This window comes from Pseudomonas sp. H1_G08, from assembly GCF_054681355.1.
This window is the reverse complement of the sequence record NZ_CP162822.1, coordinates 4,183,911-4,203,494: the sequence shown is the minus strand read 5'-3', so window position 1 is coordinate 4,203,494 and position 19,584 is coordinate 4,183,911. Positions and strand designations below refer to the sequence as shown.

15 protein-coding genes and 1 tRNA gene are annotated in these 19,584 nt (G+C 59.3%); 3 read left to right on the top strand and 13 right to left on the bottom strand.

Going from position 1 to position 19,584, the window contains the following annotated elements; all coding sequences use genetic code 11:
- Positions 1 to 28 precede the first annotated feature (28 nt).
- The 5 genes from AB4N85_RS19145 to rpsU all read right to left on the bottom strand — a co-directional run bounded on the left by AB4N85_RS19145 (position 29) and on the right by rpsU (position 8,574).
- Positions 29 to 105, bottom strand: a tRNA-Ile gene (locus AB4N85_RS19145).
- Positions 106 to 120: 15 nt separating this feature from the next.
- Complete coding sequence (locus tag AB4N85_RS19140; RefSeq protein ID WP_150743538.1) at positions 121 to 3,867, bottom strand: bifunctional diguanylate cyclase/phosphodiesterase; 3,747 nt, start codon at positions 3,865 to 3,867, stop codon at positions 121 to 123.
- Between the two features lie 125 nt (positions 3,868 to 3,992).
- On the bottom strand, positions 3,993 to 5,840 hold the full coding sequence (gene rpoD, locus AB4N85_RS19135; RefSeq protein WP_024014550.1) for an RNA polymerase sigma factor RpoD: 1,848 nt from the start codon (positions 5,838 to 5,840) through the stop codon (positions 3,993 to 3,995).
- A gap of 67 nt (positions 5,841 to 5,907) precedes the next feature.
- Positions 5,908 to 7,872, bottom strand: coding sequence for a DNA primase (gene dnaG / locus AB4N85_RS19130; RefSeq protein ID WP_150743558.1), 1,965 nt, complete (start codon positions 7,870 to 7,872; stop codon positions 5,908 to 5,910).
- 486 nt (positions 7,873 to 8,358) lie between these two features.
- Entirely contained in the window at positions 8,359 to 8,574 is a 216-nt protein-coding gene (gene rpsU, locus AB4N85_RS19125; RefSeq protein ID WP_002551877.1) for a 30S ribosomal protein S21, read from the bottom strand.
- Positions 8,575 to 8,773: 199 nt separating this feature from the next.
- Between rpsU and tsaD the strand changes: the two genes are divergently transcribed.
- On the top strand, positions 8,774 to 9,799 hold the full coding sequence (tsaD, locus tag AB4N85_RS19120) for a tRNA (adenosine(37)-N6)-threonylcarbamoyltransferase complex transferase subunit TsaD (protein WP_039757706.1): 1,026 nt from the start codon (positions 8,774 to 8,776) through the stop codon (positions 9,797 to 9,799).
- A gap of 23 nt (positions 9,800 to 9,822) precedes the next feature.
- On the opposite strand, the gene plsY is transcribed toward tsaD, so the two are convergent.
- Positions 9,823 to 10,392, bottom strand: coding sequence for a glycerol-3-phosphate 1-O-acyltransferase PlsY (plsY, locus tag AB4N85_RS19115; RefSeq protein ID WP_041476705.1), 570 nt, complete (start codon positions 10,390 to 10,392; stop codon positions 9,823 to 9,825).
- A 74-nt stretch (positions 10,393 to 10,466) separates the two neighbouring features.
- Between plsY and folB the strand changes: the two genes are divergently transcribed.
- Together folB and folK are read left to right on the top strand one after the other, a co-directional pair.
- The gene (gene folB, locus AB4N85_RS19110) at positions 10,467 to 10,823 is read left to right on the top strand and encodes a dihydroneopterin aldolase (RefSeq protein WP_016772885.1); all 357 of its coding nucleotides are present in this window, start codon (positions 10,467 to 10,469) and stop codon (positions 10,821 to 10,823) included.
- Entirely contained in the window at positions 10,814 to 11,332 is a 519-nt protein-coding gene (gene folK / locus AB4N85_RS19105) for a 2-amino-4-hydroxy-6-hydroxymethyldihydropteridine diphosphokinase (RefSeq protein ID WP_236167653.1), read from the top strand. The genes folB and folK overlap by 10 nt, the downstream gene beginning before the upstream one ends.
- 85 nt (positions 11,333 to 11,417) lie before the next feature.
- On the opposite strand, the gene AB4N85_RS19100 is transcribed toward folK, so the two are convergent.
- The 7 genes from AB4N85_RS19100 to apaG form a co-directional block, all read right to left on the bottom strand.
- A complete protein-coding gene (locus tag AB4N85_RS19100; protein WP_236167652.1) occupies positions 11,418 to 12,647 on the bottom strand; it encodes a multifunctional CCA addition/repair protein in 1,230 nt (409 codons plus the stop codon).
- 63 nt (positions 12,648 to 12,710) lie between these two features.
- Positions 12,711 to 14,273 (bottom strand): SpoVR family protein, encoded by a 1,563-nt coding sequence (locus tag AB4N85_RS19095; RefSeq protein WP_024014545.1) that lies wholly within the window; start codon positions 14,271 to 14,273, stop codon positions 12,711 to 12,713.
- Positions 14,270 to 15,541: a YeaH/YhbH family protein gene (locus AB4N85_RS19090; protein ID WP_039757709.1), complete on the bottom strand. Its 1,272-nt coding sequence runs from the start codon at positions 15,539 to 15,541 to the stop codon at positions 14,270 to 14,272. The genes AB4N85_RS19095 and AB4N85_RS19090 overlap by 4 nt, the downstream gene beginning before the upstream one ends.
- A 119-nt stretch (positions 15,542 to 15,660) precedes the next feature.
- The gene (locus AB4N85_RS19085) at positions 15,661 to 17,583 is read right to left on the bottom strand and encodes a PrkA family serine protein kinase (protein ID WP_016772892.1); all 1,923 of its coding nucleotides are present in this window, start codon (positions 17,581 to 17,583) and stop codon (positions 15,661 to 15,663) included.
- A 296-nt stretch (positions 17,584 to 17,879) separates the two neighbouring features.
- Positions 17,880 to 18,209, bottom strand: a complete 330-nt coding sequence (glpE, locus tag AB4N85_RS19080; protein ID WP_056786663.1) for a thiosulfate sulfurtransferase GlpE — start codon at positions 18,207 to 18,209, stop codon at positions 17,880 to 17,882.
- A 34-nt stretch (positions 18,210 to 18,243) separates the two neighbouring features.
- On the bottom strand, positions 18,244 to 19,125 hold the full coding sequence (locus AB4N85_RS19075) for a symmetrical bis(5'-nucleosyl)-tetraphosphatase (RefSeq protein WP_252868386.1): 882 nt from the start codon (positions 19,123 to 19,125) through the stop codon (positions 18,244 to 18,246).
- Positions 19,125 to 19,505 (bottom strand): Co2+/Mg2+ efflux protein ApaG, encoded by a 381-nt coding sequence (apaG, locus tag AB4N85_RS19070; protein WP_252868385.1) that lies wholly within the window; start codon positions 19,503 to 19,505, stop codon positions 19,125 to 19,127. Before apaG ends, AB4N85_RS19075 begins: the two co-directional genes overlap by 1 nt.
- Positions 19,506 to 19,584 lie beyond the last annotated feature (79 nt).

Here is a 19,584-nt window from a genome sequence, read left to right as displayed (position 1 = left end):
GCCGCGCATCAAGCGCGGCTTTTCAATTTGGTGGGCCCACACGGACTCGAACCGTGGACCAAAGGATTATGAGTCCTCTGCTCTAACCAACTGAGCTATAGGCCCTCAGTAGGCCGCGGATTATAGCGACGGTTTCGCGGCTGTGCTATCCGAAAAATCCGATACGGTTATATGCAGAAACGTCGCGGCGAATTCGTCCGGGGGCAGCGGCAGGCTGACGATGTAGCCCTGGATCTGTTCACAACCTTCTGCGGCGAGGAATTGTTGTTGCGCCTGGGTTTCCACGCCTTCGGCAATCACGGTGAATTGCATGCTGCGGCCGAGCGCGATGATGGCGCGCACAATGGCCGCGTCGTGGGGGTCGTCAGGCAGTCCGCGGACGAAGGACTGGTCGATCTTGAGGATGTCCAGCGGCAGGCGTTTGAGATAGCTGAGCGAGGAGTAGCCGGTGCCGAAGTCATCGATCGCCAGTTGCACGCCGAGGTGTTTGAGCTGGTGCAGCACTGCCAGCGCCTCTTCGGCCTGGCTCATGATGAAATTCTCGGTAATTTCCAGTTGCAGTAAATCCGGCCTGAGGCGGTTGTCCTTGAGCAGTTGCTCGATGCGCACCAACAGGTTCGGCTGACGCAGCTGCGCGCCAGCGAGGTTTACCGAGAGCGGCCCGAGCGGTTGGTAGATTCGGCTCCACTCGAACATTTGCCGGCAAGCGGTCTCCAGCACCCAGTCACCGATCTGCAGGATCATGCCGTTCTCTTCGGCCAGCGGAATGAAATGCTCGGGCGGCACGTCGCCGAAGGTTGGGTGGCGCCAGCGAATCAGCGCCTCTGCACCGACCAGACTGTGGTCGACCAGGCTGATTTTCGGTTGGTAATAGAGAAACAGCTCATCGCGCTCGATGGCGCGGCGCAGTTCGTGTTCCAGCGCTACGCGCTCGCTGGCCTGGGCGGTGAGGTCGCGGGTGTAACTTTCAACGCGGTTACGCCCCTTGGCTTTGGAGCGGTACATCGCCGCGTCCGCGTTTTTCACCAGGGTGGCGACATCGCAGCCGTCGCGGGGATAGAGGCTGGTGCCGATGCTCGCGCTGATAAAAAACTCGTGTTCGCCGGCCTGGAACGGCGCACCGAAGCAGTTGAGCAGTTTCGTCGCGATGTTGTCGGCATCGCTGGCTTGCTGCAGGCCCGGCAGCAGAATGATGAACTCGTCGCCGCCCAGCCGCGCGACCGTGTCGATATCGCGCAATTGTTCTTTCAAGCGCACGGCGATGCCCTTGAGCAACAGGTCGCCGACCGGGTGGCCGAGGCTGTCGTTGATGTGTTTGAAACGGTCGAGATCGAGAAACAGCACGGCACCCTGGCCGCCATTTTCCTGCTGGCTGGTCAGGGCCATTTGCAGGCGGCTCTCGAACAAGGTGCGGTTTGGCAAGCCGGTGAGCGGGTCGTGGTGAGCCTGGTAATCAAGCTTGGCCTGCGCATGCTTGAGGCTGGAAATATCGGCGAACACCGCGACGAAGTGAGTGATGAACTTGTCGCGATTGCGCACGGCGCTGATGGTCAGCCAGCTCGGGTACAGCTCGCCGTTCTTGCGCCGGTTGGAAATCTCGCCTTGCCAGTGGCCTTCGTCAGTCAATTGGTGCCACATCGCCGCGTAGAAAGCGCTGTCATGCAGCCCTGACGCCAGCAAGCGTGGCGTGTGGCCCAGCGCTTCACTTTCGCTGTAACCGGTGATTTCGGTGAAAGCGCGATTGACGGCGCTGATGTGTTGTTGAGTATCGGTGATCAACACGCCCTCGGCGGTGCTCTCGAAAACGGTCGCGGCCTGCTGCAGTTTTTCCTGCATGAGATGGCGTTCGGTGATGTCGCGGGCGATGGTCAGCATGCAATCCTCGTCGCCGATCGGCAGCGGTCGACTGGACACTTCGCACAGGCGAATCTGCCCGTCGCTGCGACGGATGTGGCAAGTGAAGTCGCGGACAAACCCGTCGCGCTTTAGCAGATCGAGCATCTGCTTGCGTTCGTTGAGGTTGACCCAGATACCCAGGTCCAGTGTCGACCGATCCACCGACATGGCGCTGTTGAAACCGGTGATGCGGCTGAAACCTTCGTTAACCTCCAGCAGCAGGCCGTCGCTCTGGCGCGACAGCAACAGGCCGTCGGGCGACGCATGGAAAGCCTTGGCGAATTTCTCTTCAGAGGTTTGCAGTTGCTGTTGGGTTTCCTTGAGCTGGCTGATGTCGCGAACTACCACCACCAGCGCCGGGGTGGTGTCGAGGTCGAAAGGCTCGGCGGAAATCAGCCCGGTGAACAATTGGCCGTTGTTGCGGCGAAAGGGCATTTCCAGATTACGGATGCTGCCGGCCTGCAAACGCTGCAAGAGGCCCGGCCCGACCCCGGGAATGCCCCAGATATTGAGGTTGGTGGCGGTCTGGCCGATCACATCCTCGGCCCTGAGGCCGATCTGCTCCTCGAAGGCCTCGTTGACCTCCAGCAGGCAGCCGTCGGACAGGCGCGCAATCACCAGAATGTCCGGGCATTGCTCAAACACCGAAGCGAACTTCTGCTCGGACAGCCGCAGCGCTTCTTCGGTGCGTTTGATTTCGCTGATATCGATCATCAACCCGCGCATCACCGGTTCGTGGCCATGCTCGATCAGGCTGACAATGTCGCGCACCCACAGGCAGCGGCCGTCGGCGGTGATCACGCGATAGTCGACGATGTGATCGCGGCCCTGGCGCAGCGCTTCCCTGCAATAGTTTTGCGTGCGGGTCAGGTCGGCCGGGTGAATGATGTTGTGCCAGAAACCCGGAATCAGCCAGTGAGACTGTGGATACCCGAGCAGGTCTTCAGCATGGGGCGAAACATAGCTGTAGGTGAAGTCGCTCATCCGCGCTTCCCAAGCGATCGCCGACAAGCTCTCCACCAGACCGCGGTAGTGATATTCGCTGCTGCGCAATTCCTGTTCGAGGTCGATGCGCCGGGAGATTTCCGAGCTCAGGCGGCGGTTGATGCGAATCACCACGGCCAGCACCGTCATCAACAACAACAGACCGGGCAGGCCATACATCAGCAGATCTGACCAGAATGTGCGGTGGTCGAGCACATTACCGACCCAATGTTCCTGAATGCTGCTGATTTCCGCCGGTGTCATGTCGGCCAGGACTTTATCGAGAATGCCCACCAACATCTTGTTGTCGCGGGGCACGGCCATCGCCAGTTGATAGCGATACGGGGTTTCGCCGCTGACGTAGAGGCCGTCGAGTTTGAGCTGGCGCAGGCTCCAGACGCTGGAAGCCAGATCGCCGACCACCGCGTCCACTTCATCGGTCGCCAGGGCTTGCAGCGCCGAACTAACATTGGGCATGGCCACCAGATTCAGATCGGGATGGTGAGTGCGCAGCAGTTCGTGGGGAGCGTAGTTTTCCACTACGGCGATTTTCAGACCGTACAGGTCGTCGAGTTTGCGCGGCTGGGCCCCGCCGACATGGGCCAGAATGACGATCGGGAAGTCGAGGTACGGCCGGGTAAATGACAGGTAATTCTGGCGTTCCGGCGTGGACATGATTCCCGGCAGCAAATCGATCTTGCCTTTTTTGACCTGCTCCAGCACCACCGTCCAGCTTGCCGGTTCGATGGGCGTCAGCTTGATTGCCAGACGTTCACGGATCACCTCGATATAGTCGGCAGCCAGGCCCTGATAGCGGTTCTGATCGTCACGGAACTCGAAGGGCGGCCACGATGCATCAACACCCAGGCGCAAGTCAGGGTGAGCTGCCAGCCAGCTGCGTTCTTCATCGGTGAGAGTCAGCGCGTCAGCCGTGGCGGTGCAGATCATCAATGACAGCAGAAAAAGCACGGGCGCCAGTCTGGGCATAACGCTCTCGTCAGGGCTTGGGATGATTGTTTCGAGTGTAGACGGGGTACGCGACGGGGAGGGCGGAGCGGGGAATTTAATCTGCCATAAAACAAAACCCCCGGCCTGGGCCGGGGGTTCTGGTATCACTCGTCGAGGAAGGAGCGCAGATGCTCGCTTCGCGTCGGGTGGCGCAGCTTGCGCAGCGCCTTGGCTTCGATCTGACGGATCCGCTCACGCGTTACGTCAAACTGTTTGCCCACCTCTTCGAGCGTGTGGTCGGTGTTCATGTCGATACCGAAACGCATGCGTAGTACCTTGGCTTCACGGGCAGTGAGGCCGGACAGCACTTCGCGAGTCGCTTCCTTCAGGCTTTCCACTGTGGCGACATCGATTGGCGACTGCATGGTCGAGTCTTCGATGAAGTCGCCCAGATGGGAGTCTTCGTCATCACCGATCGGGGTTTCCATGGAGATCGGCTCTTTGGCGATCTTCAGTACCTTGCGGATCTTGTCCTCAGGCATTTCCATGCGTTCGCCCAGCTCTTCCGGGGTCGGTTCGCGACCCATTTCCTGCAGCATCTGCCGGGAAATACGGTTGAGCTTGTTGATCGTCTCGATCATGTGCACCGGGATACGGATGGTGCGCGCCTGGTCGGCGATCGAGCGAGTGATCGCCTGACGGATCCACCAGGTGGCATAAGTCGAGAACTTGTAACCGCGACGGTATTCGAACTTGTCCACCGCCTTCATCAGGCCGATGTTGCCTTCCTGGATCAGATCCAGGAATTGCAGGCCGCGGTTGGTGTACTTCTTGGCGATCGAGATCACCAGACGCAGGTTGGCTTCAACCATCTCTTTTTTCGCGCGGCGGGCCTTGGCCTCACCGATCGACATGCGACGGTTGATGTCCTTGATTTCTGCGATGGTCAGGCCGGTCTCGGTTTCCAGCGCAATCAGCTTCTGCTGGCAACGGATGATGTCCGGCTGCACGCGACCGATGGCTTCGGCGTACTTGCTCTTGCCTTTGGCCAGGGCGTCGGACCAGCTTTCGTCGACTTCGTTGCCCGGGAACTGACGCAGGAAATCGGCGCGCGGCATACGTGCATCACGTACGCACAGCTGCATGATCGCGCGCTCTTGCTGACGCAGGCGATCCAGGGCACTGCGTACACGCTCGACCAGGGCTTCGAATTGCTTCGGCACCAGTTTGATCGGCATGAACAGCTCGGCCAGGGCCAGCAACTCGGCAACGGCTGCCTTGTTGTGACGACCGTGCTTTTTCAGGGCCTTGCGGGTGATTTCCATCTGGTCGGCGACGGCACCGAAGCGCTGCGCAGCGATGACCGGATCCGGACCGCTTTCGGCTTCTTCTTCATCGTCAGAAGATTCGGCATCATCGTCGTCGGTATCGTCGTCGGCCTTGACGGCTTTCGGGTCAACCGGCGGCGGCACTTCTGCCGCAGGCGGCGCGATGCCGTCGTCCGGGTCGATATAACCGCTCAGGACGTCGGACAGGCGACCACCTTCGGTGGTGACGCGGGTGTACTCGGAGAGAATGTGGTCAACCGTGCCTGGGAAGTGCGCAATCGCGCTCATCACTTCACGAATGCCTTCTTCGATCCGCTTGGCGATTTCGATTTCGCCTTCACGGGTCAGAAGCTCGACCGTACCCATTTCACGCATGTACATGCGCACCGGGTCAGTGGTGCGACCGATATCGGTCTCCACCGCCGCCAACGCAGCGGCTGCTTCTTCCGCAGCGGCCTCGTCGGTATCGGCGTCGGCCAACATAAGGGCGTCCGCATCCGGAGCACTCTCGTGTACGGGGATCCCCATGTCGTTAATCATGCGGATGATGTCTTCCACCTGCTCCGGATCTGAAATATCCTCGGGCAGGTGGTCGTTGACCTCGGCGTAAGTCAGATACTTCTGCTCACGACCCAGTTTGATCAACTCAATAATACGAGACTGCTGTTGCGCTTTTCCGGACATAACACCCTATCCACTGAAGGTCTTGGCGGGCAAAAAACAAGCCGAGGATTATACCTGAGCTATGACCTCACGCGCCAGTTGAGGTCGGGTTTGATGCGGAAACATTGCGACTTAAAAGGTCGCGCAGTTGATTTTTCTCTTCGACGCTCAGTTCGCTTTGCCGCGCTTTCCTGAGTAACTGTTCGAGATTTCGCTCGCGTTGGCGGGCGGACAAGCTAGTAATGGTGTCGAAAAACTGTTGTTCAAGGTTATCTCCGTCAATCAGCCATTCCTTTTCTGCCAGCGCCTTGAGTAAGCGACCCTGTTCAGTACCGTGCCATCGCGCGATCAGCTGAAATGAGTTTAGCTTGGGATTCTTCTGTACGGCTTCGAGCAGGGCCACAAGCAGCTGGGCGTTGGTCTGATTTTCATCGGCAATGTGCCCGGCGTCTTCGACGCGCTTGGCCAGTTGCGGATGATGGAGCAATGTTCGCAGTGCCGTCAGGGTTGGCGATTCAACGCCAATCGGCGTACGCGGGCGCTGCTGTTCGCGATCGCCACCACGTTTGCCGTTCTTGTCCCACGGTTTCTTGTCCCACTTCTTGCCGCCGGCGCCGGGTTTCTTCGGCGTCCATTCCTGCTGCGGCACATACATGTCCTGTGCCTGCGGCTGATGGTAGTCGCTGTAGTCCGGCATGGCGTCATAATCGAAGCCCGGATCGTAGGCGGGCGGTGCTTCCTGCGGCGCACTCTGAACCAATTGGCTGACGGTCTCGCTGCTCAGGCCGGTAATCTCGGTCAGGCGCTGACGCATGAGGATGCGCAGGTTCGCTCCCGGCACCTTGTCGATCAATGGCGCGGCGAGGGTGGCCATGTGCGCCTTGCCCTCAAGTGAGCGCGGGTCGGCTTCTTCGGTCAGTTGCTGGAAAAAATAATCGGCCAGCGGCTGCGCGTGCTGATTGATGCGCGCCTTGAAAGCATCGGTGCCTTCGGCGCGAACCAGGGTGTCCGGGTCTTCGCCTTCGGGCAAAAACAGGAACCGCGCGCGACGACCGTCCTGCAGGCACGGCAGGGTCGCTTCCAGTGCACGCCAGGCTGCGTTGCGGCCGGCCTGGTCGCCGTCGAAGCAGAACAATACGTTCGGGACGACGCGGAACAAGCGCTTGAGGTGTTCTTCGCTGGTCGCGGTACCCAGCGTGGCGACGGCATTGCGCAAGCCTTGCTGGGCGAGGGCGATGACGTCCATGTAACCCTCGACGACGATGATTTCGTCGAGGTTGCGATTATTTTTGCGTGCTTCATAAAGGCCGTAGAGTTCCTGGCCTTTATGGAATACCGGGGTTTCCGGTGAGTTCAGGTACTTGGGCTTGTCGTCGCCCAGTACGCGACCGCCGAAGGCGATGATCCGTCCACGGGTATCGCGAATCGGGAACATCACGCGATCGCGGAAGCGGTCATAGCGTTTGCCGGTTTCGGCGTTCTCGATCAGCAGGCCAGCTTCGATCATGGCCTTCTGTTGCAACGTGTCGCTGCTCAGATGCTTGAGCAGGTTGTCCCAGCCCGGCGGCGCAAAACCGAGGCCGAAATCCCGAGCGATCTCGCCCGTCAGCCCGCGCCCCTTGAGGTAATCCACCGCAGCCTTGCGCGACGGATGACTCTTGAGTGCCTGTCGGTAAAAATCAGCGGCGGCGGTCAGCAGCGGGTACAGCGGCGAATCGGTCGGCTGGCGCGGCTTGCGCTCGCGACCGCTTTCTTCGCGGGGGATTTCCATGCCGGCGGCTTTGGCCAGATCTTCGACGGCCTGGGGGAAGTCCAGGTTGTCGTGATCCATGAGAAAGCCGAGGGCGTTGCCGCCGGCGCCGCAACCGAAGCAGTAATAGAACTGTTTGTCGGGGCTGACGCTGAATGACGGGGTTTTCTCTTTATGGAACGGGCAGCAGGCGGTGTAGTTCTTGCCGGCCTTCTTCAATTGCACGCGCGAGCTGACCACGTCGACGATGTCGGTGCGGTTCAGCAGGTCGTCAATGAAGCTCTGGGGAATCAGCCCGGCCATGGCGTTCTCGTCGTCTGCGCTGCAATAAATCCGTTGCGACAGGCCGTCGGACGCGGGCCATTGCTGGAAACGCACAAAAAGTGCGGCTCGACCGGTGTCGTCTGCGTAATCGCTGTCGGGAAGTGTATCTGCCGAAAATCCACTGACGTTAGTACCTATCAGTCTTCGACTATGTGAAAGTGTTGCGCTGAATCCGCTGACGGCCGATTGTCGACCTCGGATAGCTCAATAAAGCGGGCACGCATGCAGGTGCCTTGGGCTGATCGTCGTAAGAGGAATCAGTGGGTGTGCTCGTCAGTAGCCTTGAAAGGCTCGTCAGAAAAGACGTGCACCGCTGGCAAAAGAGCCAGGCCTGACGCGGTGAAGCAGATTTGTCTCGGTCGCATCGGCGGCGTCGACGGTGAAGCATCAAGCGTTTTACGCAAATGCCATTAGCCCGGCTGAGGGCCGGGCTTAGGCAAGAAGCTTGCTACGAACGTCTGTGGATTAGTACAGACGAACGGCGCGGCGCTGTTCGCGCTGAACTTTCTTGGCGTGACGCTTAACAGCGGCTGCTGCCTTGCGCTTACGCTCAGAAGTTGGCTTCTCGTAAAATTCGCGGCTACGAACTTCAGCCAGTACACCGGCTTTTTCGCAGGAGCGCTTGAAACGACGCAGAGCTACGTCGAAGGGTTCGTTCTCTTTTACTTTGACGGCTGGCATCCAGAGCTACCTTCATTCATTACCGGGGTCAACATCCTCGCGGCAAAAGAGCACTTGAAGACGTCGGTTTTTAAGGGTTGCGGATGTTAACCCCTCATCGCTCGGAATGCAAAGCCTCTGATCGAAAACCGCTGGTCGGGGCATCACGTGGCGACTATTATGCGCGCCTTCGAATTCAGCCTAAACAAGGCGCAAACCCATGCTAGTACTGGGATTAGAAACCTCCTGCGACGAAACCGGCGTCGCATTGTATGACAGTGAACGCGGTCTGCTGGCCGACGCGCTGTTCAGTCAGATCGACCTGCACCGTGTCTATGGCGGTGTGGTGCCGGAGCTGGCCTCGCGTGACCACGTCAAACGCATGCTGCCCTTGATCCGTCAGGTGTTGGCCGAGGCCGACTGTGTGCCGACCGAGATCGACGCAATCGCCTACACCGCAGGTCCTGGCCTGGTCGGCGCGCTGCTGGTCGGTGCATCCTGCGCGCAGGCGCTGGCGTTTGCCTGGGGCATTCCGGCGCTTGGCGTGCACCACATGGAAGGCCACTTGCTGGCGCCGATGCTGGAACCGAAACCGCCGGAATTCCCGTTCGTCGCTTTGTTGGTTTCCGGTGGTCATACCCAGTTGGTTCAGGTCGACGGCATTGGCCAATACAGCCTGCTCGGCGAGACGCTCGACGATGCGGCCGGCGAAGCTTTCGACAAAACCGCGAAGATGATGGGCCTCAATTACCCCGGCGGGCCGGAAATCGCCAAGCTGGCCGAGAAGGGCGTCGCAGGACGTTTCACCTTTCCGCGTCCGATGTGTGATCGCCCGGGTCTGGACTTCAGTTTCAGCGGCCTGAAAACCTTCGCCCTCAATACCTGGCAGCAATGCGTCAGCGCCGGGGACGACGGCGAGCAAGCCCGTTGCGACATCGCGCTGGCGTTCCAGCAGGCCGTGGTGGAGACTTTGACCATCAAGTGCAAGCGCGCCCTGAAACAGGCGGGCATGAAGCGACTGGTGATTGCCGGCGGCGTCAGCGCCAACAAGGCGTTGCGGGTTTCGCTGGAAAAAATGCTCGGCGATATGAAGGGTGATGTGTTCTATGCGCGCCCGGAGTTCTGCACCGACAATGGCGCGATGATCGCATTTGCCGGTTGCCAGCGCCTGAAGGCCGGCCAGCAGGAAAGTCTGGCAATCACCGTGCAGGCACGCTGGCCAATGGAGCAGTTGTCGGCGCTGTAATGAGCGACGCTCATGGACGGCAGTCAGAAATGCCGTTCGCGCCCGGCAAACAGGTCGCGTAGATTGCCGCGATGGCGCCAGACAATCAGCAAGGTCAGCGCGCTCATTGGCAGCAAGGCTTCCGGCTCCTGCCAGGCCAGCAATGGCAGGGTCAGTGGCGTGGCAATCAGCGCCGCCAGCGAGCTGGTGCGGGTCAGGTAAAACGTCAGTAGCCAGGCACATACTGCCAGCAGCGCGGCGGGTGGATACAGGCCGAGCAGCATGCCTGCGGCAGTGGCAACGCCTTTGCCGCCGCGAAAGCGAAAGTACAAAGGGAACAGGTGACCGATCACGGCGCACACGCCGATCCAGGCCTGATCCTGCACTGAAAGGCCCGCGCCCGAGGCGATCAGCACCGGCAGCAGGCCTTTGCACAGATCACCGAGCAGGGTCAGGATCGCCAGTTTGCGACCGGCCAGGCGCAGCATGTTGGTGGCGCCGGCATTACCCGAGCCACTCATTCGCGGATCCGGATTTCCGGTCAGGCGGCTGAGCAAAATGGCAAAGGACAGCGAGCCGAGCAGGTAGGCGAGAATCGCCAGTAACCAAAACATGCTAACTATTCCGGGCGAGGACGCCCTGATTCTAACGGCGCATCGCGCCCTTGTCGTGCAGCGGAGAGAAGTGCTTGGACAGAGTGTTTATCGAGGGCCTGGAAGTCGACACCGTGATCGGTGCCTACGACTGGGAGCGCGGCATCCGTCAGTGCCTGCGTCTTGATCTGAGCTTCGCCTGGGACAATCGCCCGGCCGCCGCCGGTGACGACCTGACCCTGGCGCTCGATTACGCCAGTGTTTCCACGCGCATTCAGGCCTTCGCCGAGCAGGCGCAGTTCCAGCTGGTCGAAACCTTCGCCGAGCGTCTGGTTGAAGTGCTCATGGCCGAATTCAAGATCACTTGGGTGCGACTGAAACTGACCAAGCCGGGCGCCGTTCCAGCGGCCAAGGGTGGTGTGGGTGTGGAGATCGAGCGCGGATGTCGCTGACTCAGGTCTACCTCGGGCTCGGTAGCAATATCGAGCGTGAAACCCATTTGCGCGCCGGTCTCGATGCGCTGGCCACGTTCCTGGTGGATATCCGTTGTTCGGCGGTGTTCGAGAGCCAACCGGTGGGCATCAAGAGCGGGCCGTTCTTCAATTTTGTGGTCTCGGCCTACACGGACCTGCCATTGATAGAGCTTGATCGCCGTTTGAAATTCATCGAGGCGGACAACGGTCGTTATGCCCCGGATCGCAAAGGTCTGCCGCTGGATATCGACGTGCTGCTGTATGGCGATCTGGTGGGTAATTTCGATGGATTGATGCTGCCGCGTGCTGAAATCCTGAAAAATGCCTTTGTGCTGTGGCCGCTGTCGTTGATTGCGCCGGATCGGGTGCATCCGGGAGTGGGCAAGAGCTTTGCGATGTTGTGGGCTGAAGCGCAGATTGATCAGGTGTTGGCGCCGGTTGCGTTCGAATGGCGGGGGGAGCAGCTCACGCCTTCGGATTTGCGGTGATATCAAATGCGCTTTCGCGAGCAGGCTCGCTCCCACATTGGATCGAGGTCTCATGTGGGAGCGAGCCTGCTCGCGAAGTTTTTTATCAGGCTGTCGCCGCCTCTTTGTAGGCTTTCAACGCCTTCAGTCGTTCCCGCTTCAGCGCTTCGCCCAGTTCCGGCCCCTTGAATCCCTGCTCCAGCAACGGCTGCACCGCCACCGCTCGCGCAGCCTTCGCCGCTCCGCGCAAATAATCGGCCTGTGGATAACTGCGCTGCTCCAGGCCCTTGCGGCCACGGGCGTCCATCTCGCACGCGGCGATAAATTCCTCGAAGCGCTGTGGCCGGCGATAGATATCGAAACTTTGCAGCAACTCCAACAGCGTCGAGGCTTTCAACTCGAGCGCCCGGTGCCCATGGGTGTGGTACTGCCCCACCAGCAGCGCCAGTTCCTGACAGTCCTTGGGGACCTTGAAGCGCTCGTTGACCGCTTTGATCAGCTTCAGCCCGGTGTGCTCATGGGCGATATGCCTGGGCCACTCATCTTCCGGCGTCAGGCCTTTGCCCAAGTCATGCAGCAGGCAGGCCCAGCGCACTGTCAGTGGTTGTTTGTGCTGGGCTGATTGCTCCAGCACGCTCAGGGTGTGCAGGCCTGTGTCAATTTCCGGGTGATGGGTCTCTGGCTGCGGCACGCCGAACAAGGCGTCGACTTCCGGCAATAGCTCTTTGAGTGCGCCACAGTCGCGCAAGACCTGGATGAACACCTGTGGATGATCTTCCATCAGTGCCCGGGAAATCTCCTTCCAGCTACGTTCGGCAGTCAGCGCCTGCAATTCGCCGGACTCACTGAGCTGGCGCATCAAGTCCATGGTTTCATCGGCGACCGTAAAGCCCAATCCTGCGTAGCGCGCAGCAAAACGGGCAACACGCAGGACACGGAGCGGATCTTCGGCGAATGCCGGGGATACATGGCGCAGGATTCGCGCTTCAAGATCGCGCTGGCCATGGTACGGATCGGTAAGGTTGAGCTGATCGTCCTCGGCCATGGCATTGATCGTCAGGTCGCGGCGAATCAGGTCTTCTTCAAGCGTCACTTCGGGACTTGCGTAGAAGGTGAAGCCGCCGTAACCCCGGCCACTCTTGCGTTCCGTACGGGCGAGGGCATATTCCTCACCGGTTTTGGGGTGCAGAAACACCGGAAAATCGGCGCCAACCGGGCGGTATCCCTTGGCGAGCATTTCCTCCGTGGTGGCGCCCACCACGACCCTGTCGATGTCAGTGACCGGCAACCCCAACAGGCGATCACGTACTGCGCCGCCAACCTTGTAAACCTGCATAAAAAACCTCCGTCAGTCCGACAGGATAACCCTTGCGTCAGACTTTCGGAGGCCGGAACCGGATCAAAGATGAATCACGGCCAGATCGAGCCGGCCGTAATCGCCTTCGCTGTGTTCACTGCGTGGCGGCACGTGATGGGTTTTCATGATCTGGTCGCCTTGCAGGGTTTCCAGATGAATGTCGAAGCCCCAGAGCCGGTGCAGATGCTTGAGGACTTCTTCGGTGGAGTCGCCCAAGGGTTTGCGGTCGTGCTGCTGATGGCGCAGGGTCAGCGAGCGATCACCGCGCCGATCGATGCTGTAAATCTGCACGTTCGGCTCACGATTGCCGAGGTTGTATTGCGCTGCCAGGGTTTCACGGATGATGCGGTAGCCGCCCTCATCATGAATGGCCGGCACCAGCAAGTCGTCTTTCTGGTCGTCATCGAGAATGCTGAACAGCTTCAGATCACGGATCACCTTGGGCGACAGGTACTGCAGGATGAAGCTCTCATCCTTGAAACTGCTCATGGCGAACTTGATGGTCGACAGCCAGTCGGAACCGGCGATGTCCGGGAACCAGCGGCGATCCTCTTCGGTAGGCTCTTCGCACATGCGCCGAATGTCGCGGTACATGGCGAAACCCAATGCATAGGGGTTGATGCCGCTGTAGTACGGACTGTCGAAACCCGGCTGGAATACCACGCTGGTGTGCGAGGTGAGGAATTCCATCATGAAGCCGTCGGTGACCAGGCCTTCGTCATACAGGTCATTCATCAGCGTGTAATGCCAGAACGTTGCCCAGCCTTCGTTCATGACTTGGGTCTGGCGCTGCGGATAGAAGTACTGGGCGATCTTGCGCACGATGCGCACGATTTCGCGCTGCCAGGGTTCCAGCAGCGGCGCGTGTTTCTCGATGAAATAGAGGATGTTTTCCTGCGGTTCGGCCGGGAAGCGGGCGTTGTCCTTGTCGCTGTATTTGTCCGCGCCTTTGGGAATGGTGCGCCACAGATCATTGATCTGCTTCTGCATGTGCTCTTCGCGATCCTTTTGCCGCCGGCGCTCTTCCTCGGCGGAAATCGGATACGGGCGCTTGTAGCGGTCGACACCGTAATTCATCAGGGCATGGCAGGAGTCGAGCAGATCTTCCACGGCATCGATGCCGTGGCGCTCTTCGCACTGCATGATGTACTGCTTGGCGAACACCAGGTAATCGATGATCGAACTGGCATCGGTCCAGGTACGGAACAGGTAGTTGCCCTTGAAGAAGCTGTTGTGGCCGTAGCAGGCATGGGCCACCACCAGCGCCTGCATGCAGATGGTGTTCTCTTCCATCAGATAGGCGATGCACGGGTCGGAGTTGATTACGATCTCGTAGGCCAGGCCCATCTGTCCGCGACTGTATGATTTCTCGGTACTGAGGAAGTGCTTGCCATAGGACCAGTGGTGATAGCCCAGCGGCATGCCCACTGAGGCATAGGCGTCCATCATCTGCTCGGCGGTGATCACTTCGATCTGGTTGGGGTAGGTGTCCAGAGCATAACGGGCCGCGATCCGGGCGATTTCGCGGTCGTAAGTCTGGATCAGCTCGAATGTCCATTCGGAACCGGTGGAAATGGGTTGGCGTTTCTGCTCTTTGGCGGTCATGTCACTAACCTGCGCTGGAAGAGTTCACGGAAGACCGGATAGATATCTCCGGCCGAGACCAGTTGCTGCTGGGCAAACGTGTCAGAGAAGGCTTCGGCGATGCGTTCGTACTCGTACCACAGGGCCTGATGTTCGCGCGGGGTGATCTCCACGTAAGTGTAGTACTGCACAAACGGCATGATCTGATTGATCAGGATGTCGCGGCAGATCGGCGAATCGTCGTTCCAGTTGTCGCCGTCGGAGGCCTGAGCGGCGTAGATGTTCCACTCGTTGCTCGGATAGCGCTCGGCCATGATTTCCTGCATCAGCTTCAGGGCGCTGGAAACAATGGTGCCGCCGGTCTCACGAGAATAGAAAAACTCCTCCTCGTCCACCTCTCGGGCGCTGGTGTGGTGACGGATGAACACCACGTCGATCTTGTCGTAGTTACGCTTGAGAAACAGGTACAGCAGGATGAAAAAGCGCTTGGCGATGTCCTTGGTGGCCTGCGTCATAGAACCGGACACGTCCATCAGGCAGAACATCACTGCTTTGGAACTGGGATTGGGTTGCTTGACCAACAGGTTGTATTTCAAGTCGAAGGTGTCGAGGAACGGCACGCGGTGAATGCGCGCGCTGAGTTTCTCGATTTCAGCTTCGAGTTCCTGAATATCGCCGAAGTTGTCCGGTTCTTCGCGCTTGAGCCGCGCCAGCTCTTCCTTGGCTTCGCGCAGTTTCGCGCGACTGCTGCCGGACAGGGCGATACGACGCGCATGAGCCGAGCGCAACGTGCGGATGATATTGATGCGTGAAGGGTTACCTTCGTTGCTGATCCCGGCGCGGACGGTTTTGAACGTGTCGGTGCCGGTCAGGTTGCGTTTGACCAGATTCGGCAATTCAAGGTCTTCGAACATGAATTCGAGGAACTCTTCCTGAGTGATCTGGAAGACGAACTCGTCCATGCCTTCGCCGGAATTGCCCGCCTTGCCCGGACCGCGTCCACCGCCGCCTCCTGGTGGGCGAGCGATATGTTCACCGGCCGTGAACTCTTTGTTACCGGGATGCACCACGGTCTGTTTGCCGCCGCGTCCGTGATGGAGCACCGGTTCGTCGATGTCGCGACCGGGAATGCTGATCTGTTCACCGTGCTCCATATCGGTGATGGAACGGCGACTGACTGCCTCTTCGACAGCCTTTTTGATGTGGTCACGGTAACGCCGCAGAAAACGCTGGCGGTTCACCGTGCTCTTGTTTTTGCCATTGAGGCGTCGGTCGATCACATAGCTCATAAGGCCCCTCCGGGGAGCTTCAAGTTTTGAGCTGCAAGCTGCAAGTAGAGGCCGATTCACCCGGATGGGGATTCACGCGCGTTCTCCTTGCAGCTTGTGGCTTATAGCTTGCAGCTGCCTCACTGCGACTTGCGGACCCGCAGGTACCATTCGGACAGCAGGCGTACCTGTTTATCGGTGTAGCCACGTTCAACCATTCGCGTAACGAAGTCGTTGTGTTTTTGCTGATCCTCCTTGCTGGCCTTGGCGTTGAAGCTGATGACGGGCAGCAGGTCTTCGGTGTTGGAGAACATTTTCTTCTCGATGACCACCCGCAGTTTTTCGTAGCTGAGCCAGGTCGGGTTCTTGCCGTTGTTGTTGGCCCGGGCGCGCAGGACAAAGTTGACGATCTCGTTGCGGAAATCCTTCGGATTGCTGATTCCGGCCGGTTTTTCGATTTTTTCCAGCTCTTCGTTCAGGGCCACGCGGTTGAGGATCTCGCCGGTTTCCGGGTCGCGATACTCCTGGTCCTGGATCCAGAAATCCGCGTACAGCACGTAGCGGTCGAAGATGTTCTGACCGTATTCGCTGTAGGACTCCAGATAAGCAGTCTGGATTTCCTTGCCGATGAACTCGATGTAGCGCGGCGCCAGGTATTCCTTCAGATAGCGCAGGTAGCGTTCGCGGGTTTCGGCCTGGAACTGTTCCTGTTCGATCTGTTGTTCAAGCACATAGAGCAGGTGCACCGGGTTGGCGGCGATTTCATGCGGGTCGAAGTTGAACACCTTGGAGAGGATCTTGAAGGCGAAGCGGGTCGACAGGCCGTTCATGCCTTCGTCGACACCGGCCGAATCGCGGTACTCCTGAATCGACTTGGCCTTCGGATCGGTGTCCTTGAGGTTTTCGCCGTCGTAGACGCGCATCTTCGAATAGATGTTGGAGTTTTCCGGCTCCTTGAGGCGCGACAACACGGTGAACTGCGCGAGCATTTTCAGGGTGTCCGGTGCGCAGTGCGCCTTGGACAGGGAGCTGTTGAAAAGCAGTTTGTCGTAGATCTTCACTTCGTCGCTGACGCGCAGGCAGTACGGCACTTTGACGATGTAGATCCGGTCGATGAACGCCTCGTTGTTCTTGTTGTTGCGGAAGGTGTGCCACTCCGATTCGTTGGAGTGAGCCAGCAGGATGCCGGTAAACGGAATCGCGCCGAGGCCTTCGGTACTGTTGTAGTTGCCCTCCTGGGTAGCAGTCAGCAATGGGTGCAGCACCTTGATCGGCGCCTTGAACATTTCGACGAATTCCATCAAGCCCTGGTTGGCCCGGCACAACGCACCGGAGTAGCTGTAGGCATCGGCGTCGTTCTGCGGGAATTCTTCGAGTTTGCGGATATCGACCTTGCCGACCAGCGCCGAGATGTCCTGGTTGTTCTCGTCACCGGGTTCGGTCTTGGCCACGGCAATCTGATTGAGGATCGACGGGTACAGCTTGACCACGCGGAACTGGCTGATGTCGCCGCCGAATTCGGCCAGGCGCTTGGTCGCCCAGGGCGACATGATGGTGTTCAGGTAGCGCCGTGGAATGCCGAAATCTTCCTCGAGGATCGCGCCATCTTCGGTGGCGTTGAACAGACCCAGAGGCGACTCGAAGACCGGCGAGCCCTTGATGGCATAAAAGGGCACTTTCTCCATCAGCTGTTTCAGCTTCTCGGCCAGGGACGATTTACCGCCACCGACGGGGCCGAGCAGATAAAGAATCTGTTTCTTCTCTTCCAGGCCTTGGGCGGCGTGGCGGAAATACGAGACGATCTGGTCGATGCATTCTTCCATCCCGTGGAAGTCTTCAAAGGCCGGATAGCGGCGGATCACCTTGTTGGAGAAGATGCGCGACAGCCTCGAATTGGTCGAAGTGTCGAGCAGTTCCGGTTCGCCGATCGCCATCAACAGACGTTCGGCGGCGGAAACGTAGGCGCTGCGATCGTTTTTGCACAGCTCCAGGTACTCCTGCAGAGAGAGTTCTTCCTGGCGTGTGGATTCGAAGCGTTGTTGGAAGTGGCTAAAGATACTCATGACGTCACCTCGCTCGATACGTGGAGCCGACGCCGGATCACTCAGTCGATGCTGGCAGCAGTCGCTATGGCAGCTGCTGTTTACCCCCCAGAATTCTCCCACGGTCGACAAACCGCGAAAGCTACTCCCGATGACCCGCGCGCCGGTGTACCGGCTCTCCCCTGTTTTGGATGGCCTGCGCTTAAGGATAGTTGGGAATTCGAGAGGTAAAGGCGAGATACGTAATTAGTTGTGGCAGACCGTTCGTCTGCCGCGCGCAGGCCCACGGCAGCCGGGGCCTGCGCCGCGCAAAAAAATTATTCGTCGGTGCCTTGCGCGGTTTCCGAAGGATAGGTCGTACGCCACAGCTCGAAACCGCCATCCATGCTGTAGACATCGGAGAAGCCCTGGCCGACCAGATAGGCAGCTGCGCCTTGGCTGGAATTGCCGTGGTAGCAGACCACGACGGTCGGTGCATCGAGGTCGGCGCCTTGAATGAAAGCGTGCAGGGAATGATTGTCGAGATGTTTGGAGCCGCTGATGTGCAGCGCGGCAAAGGTCGCCGGATCGCGTACGTCGACTACGACTGCGCCCTGTTCACGCAGGGCCTGCGCCTGTTCCGGGGGGATTCGTTTGAATTCGGTCATGACAAAGTACCTGTTGCTCTACTGAAGGCGCAGTCTAACGCGAGGCGTTGACGGGCGAATCGTTGGGGGTGAGTGGGGCGACTGATGGCGCAAGCCCGCCGTGCTCGTCGCATTTGCATGACAGGCGTTCGCCGCTGTCGACGTTCATAAGCGTCAGGCTGCCGCCCCATACGCATCCGGTGTCCAGCGCGGAAATGCCCGGCTCGTGGATATTGCCCTCGAGCGCGGCCCAGTGACCGAAGATGATGCGCAGGCCTTTGGTCTTGCGCTCCTTGTGCTGAAACCACGGCTTGTAGCCGGGCGGTGCGCTGTCGAGGCCTTCCTTGCTTTTGAGGTCGAGCTTGCCCTCAGCGGTGCAAAAGCGCATGCGTGTGAAGTAATTGGTGATTACCCGCAGACGATCAATGCCTTTGAGATCGTTGTCCCATTTTGCCGGTTCATTGCCGTACATACCGTCAAGGTAGGCGGGGAACACGTTGTCGTCACGCAAGGCGGTCTCGACTTCGGCGGCGCACTTCAACGCACGGCGCAGCGACCATTGCGGCGGGATGCCTGCATGGACCATCGCAACATCGCGTGTTTCGTCGTAATGCATCAGCTTTTGCTGGCGCAGCCATTCCATCAGTTGCGGCCCATCGGGGGCCTCGATGATTTCGCGCAGTGTGTCGCTTTTCTTCAGGCGCTCGATCTTCTTCGCGGCGGCCAGCAGGTGCAGGTCGTGATTGCCGAGCACGCAGACCAGCGACTCACGCATGCCAAAGAGAAAACGCAGGGTTTCCAACGACTGCGGGCCACGGTTGACCAGATCGCCGACCAGCCACAGCCGGTCAAGCGCCGGGTCGAAGGCAGCTTGTTTGAGCAGGCACTTGAGCGGTTCGAGGCAGCCTTGCAGGTCACCGACGGCATACGTCGTCATCAGTGCAGGGCTCCGGGCACGGCGAGGCGAAACGGTTTGATGACGGCATCGAAATGTTTGCCGTCGTCGGCGAGCATTTGATAAGTGCCCTGCATGGTGCCGACCTTGGTGGTCATCACCGTGCCGCTGGTATACGTGTGGCTCTTGCCTGCATCGATCAACGGTTGCTGGCCGACGACGCCTTCACCGCGCACGTGTTCGACATGGCCGTCACCATCGGTGATCACCCAGTGCCGGGACAGAAGCTTGGCCGCAACCTTGCCGTTGTTCTGTACGGTGATGGTGTAGGCGAAGGCGAAACGGTCGTGTTCGGGTTGCGATTGGTCTGGCAGATAGCGGGTGACGACGCTGACATCGACCTGATAACGGGAATCGGACATGCAAGAAGGCCTTAACGAAGCGGAACGCGGGGCGTAGCTGATGGGGAATCAGTCTAGGCAAGTATCGGGCAGTAAACCA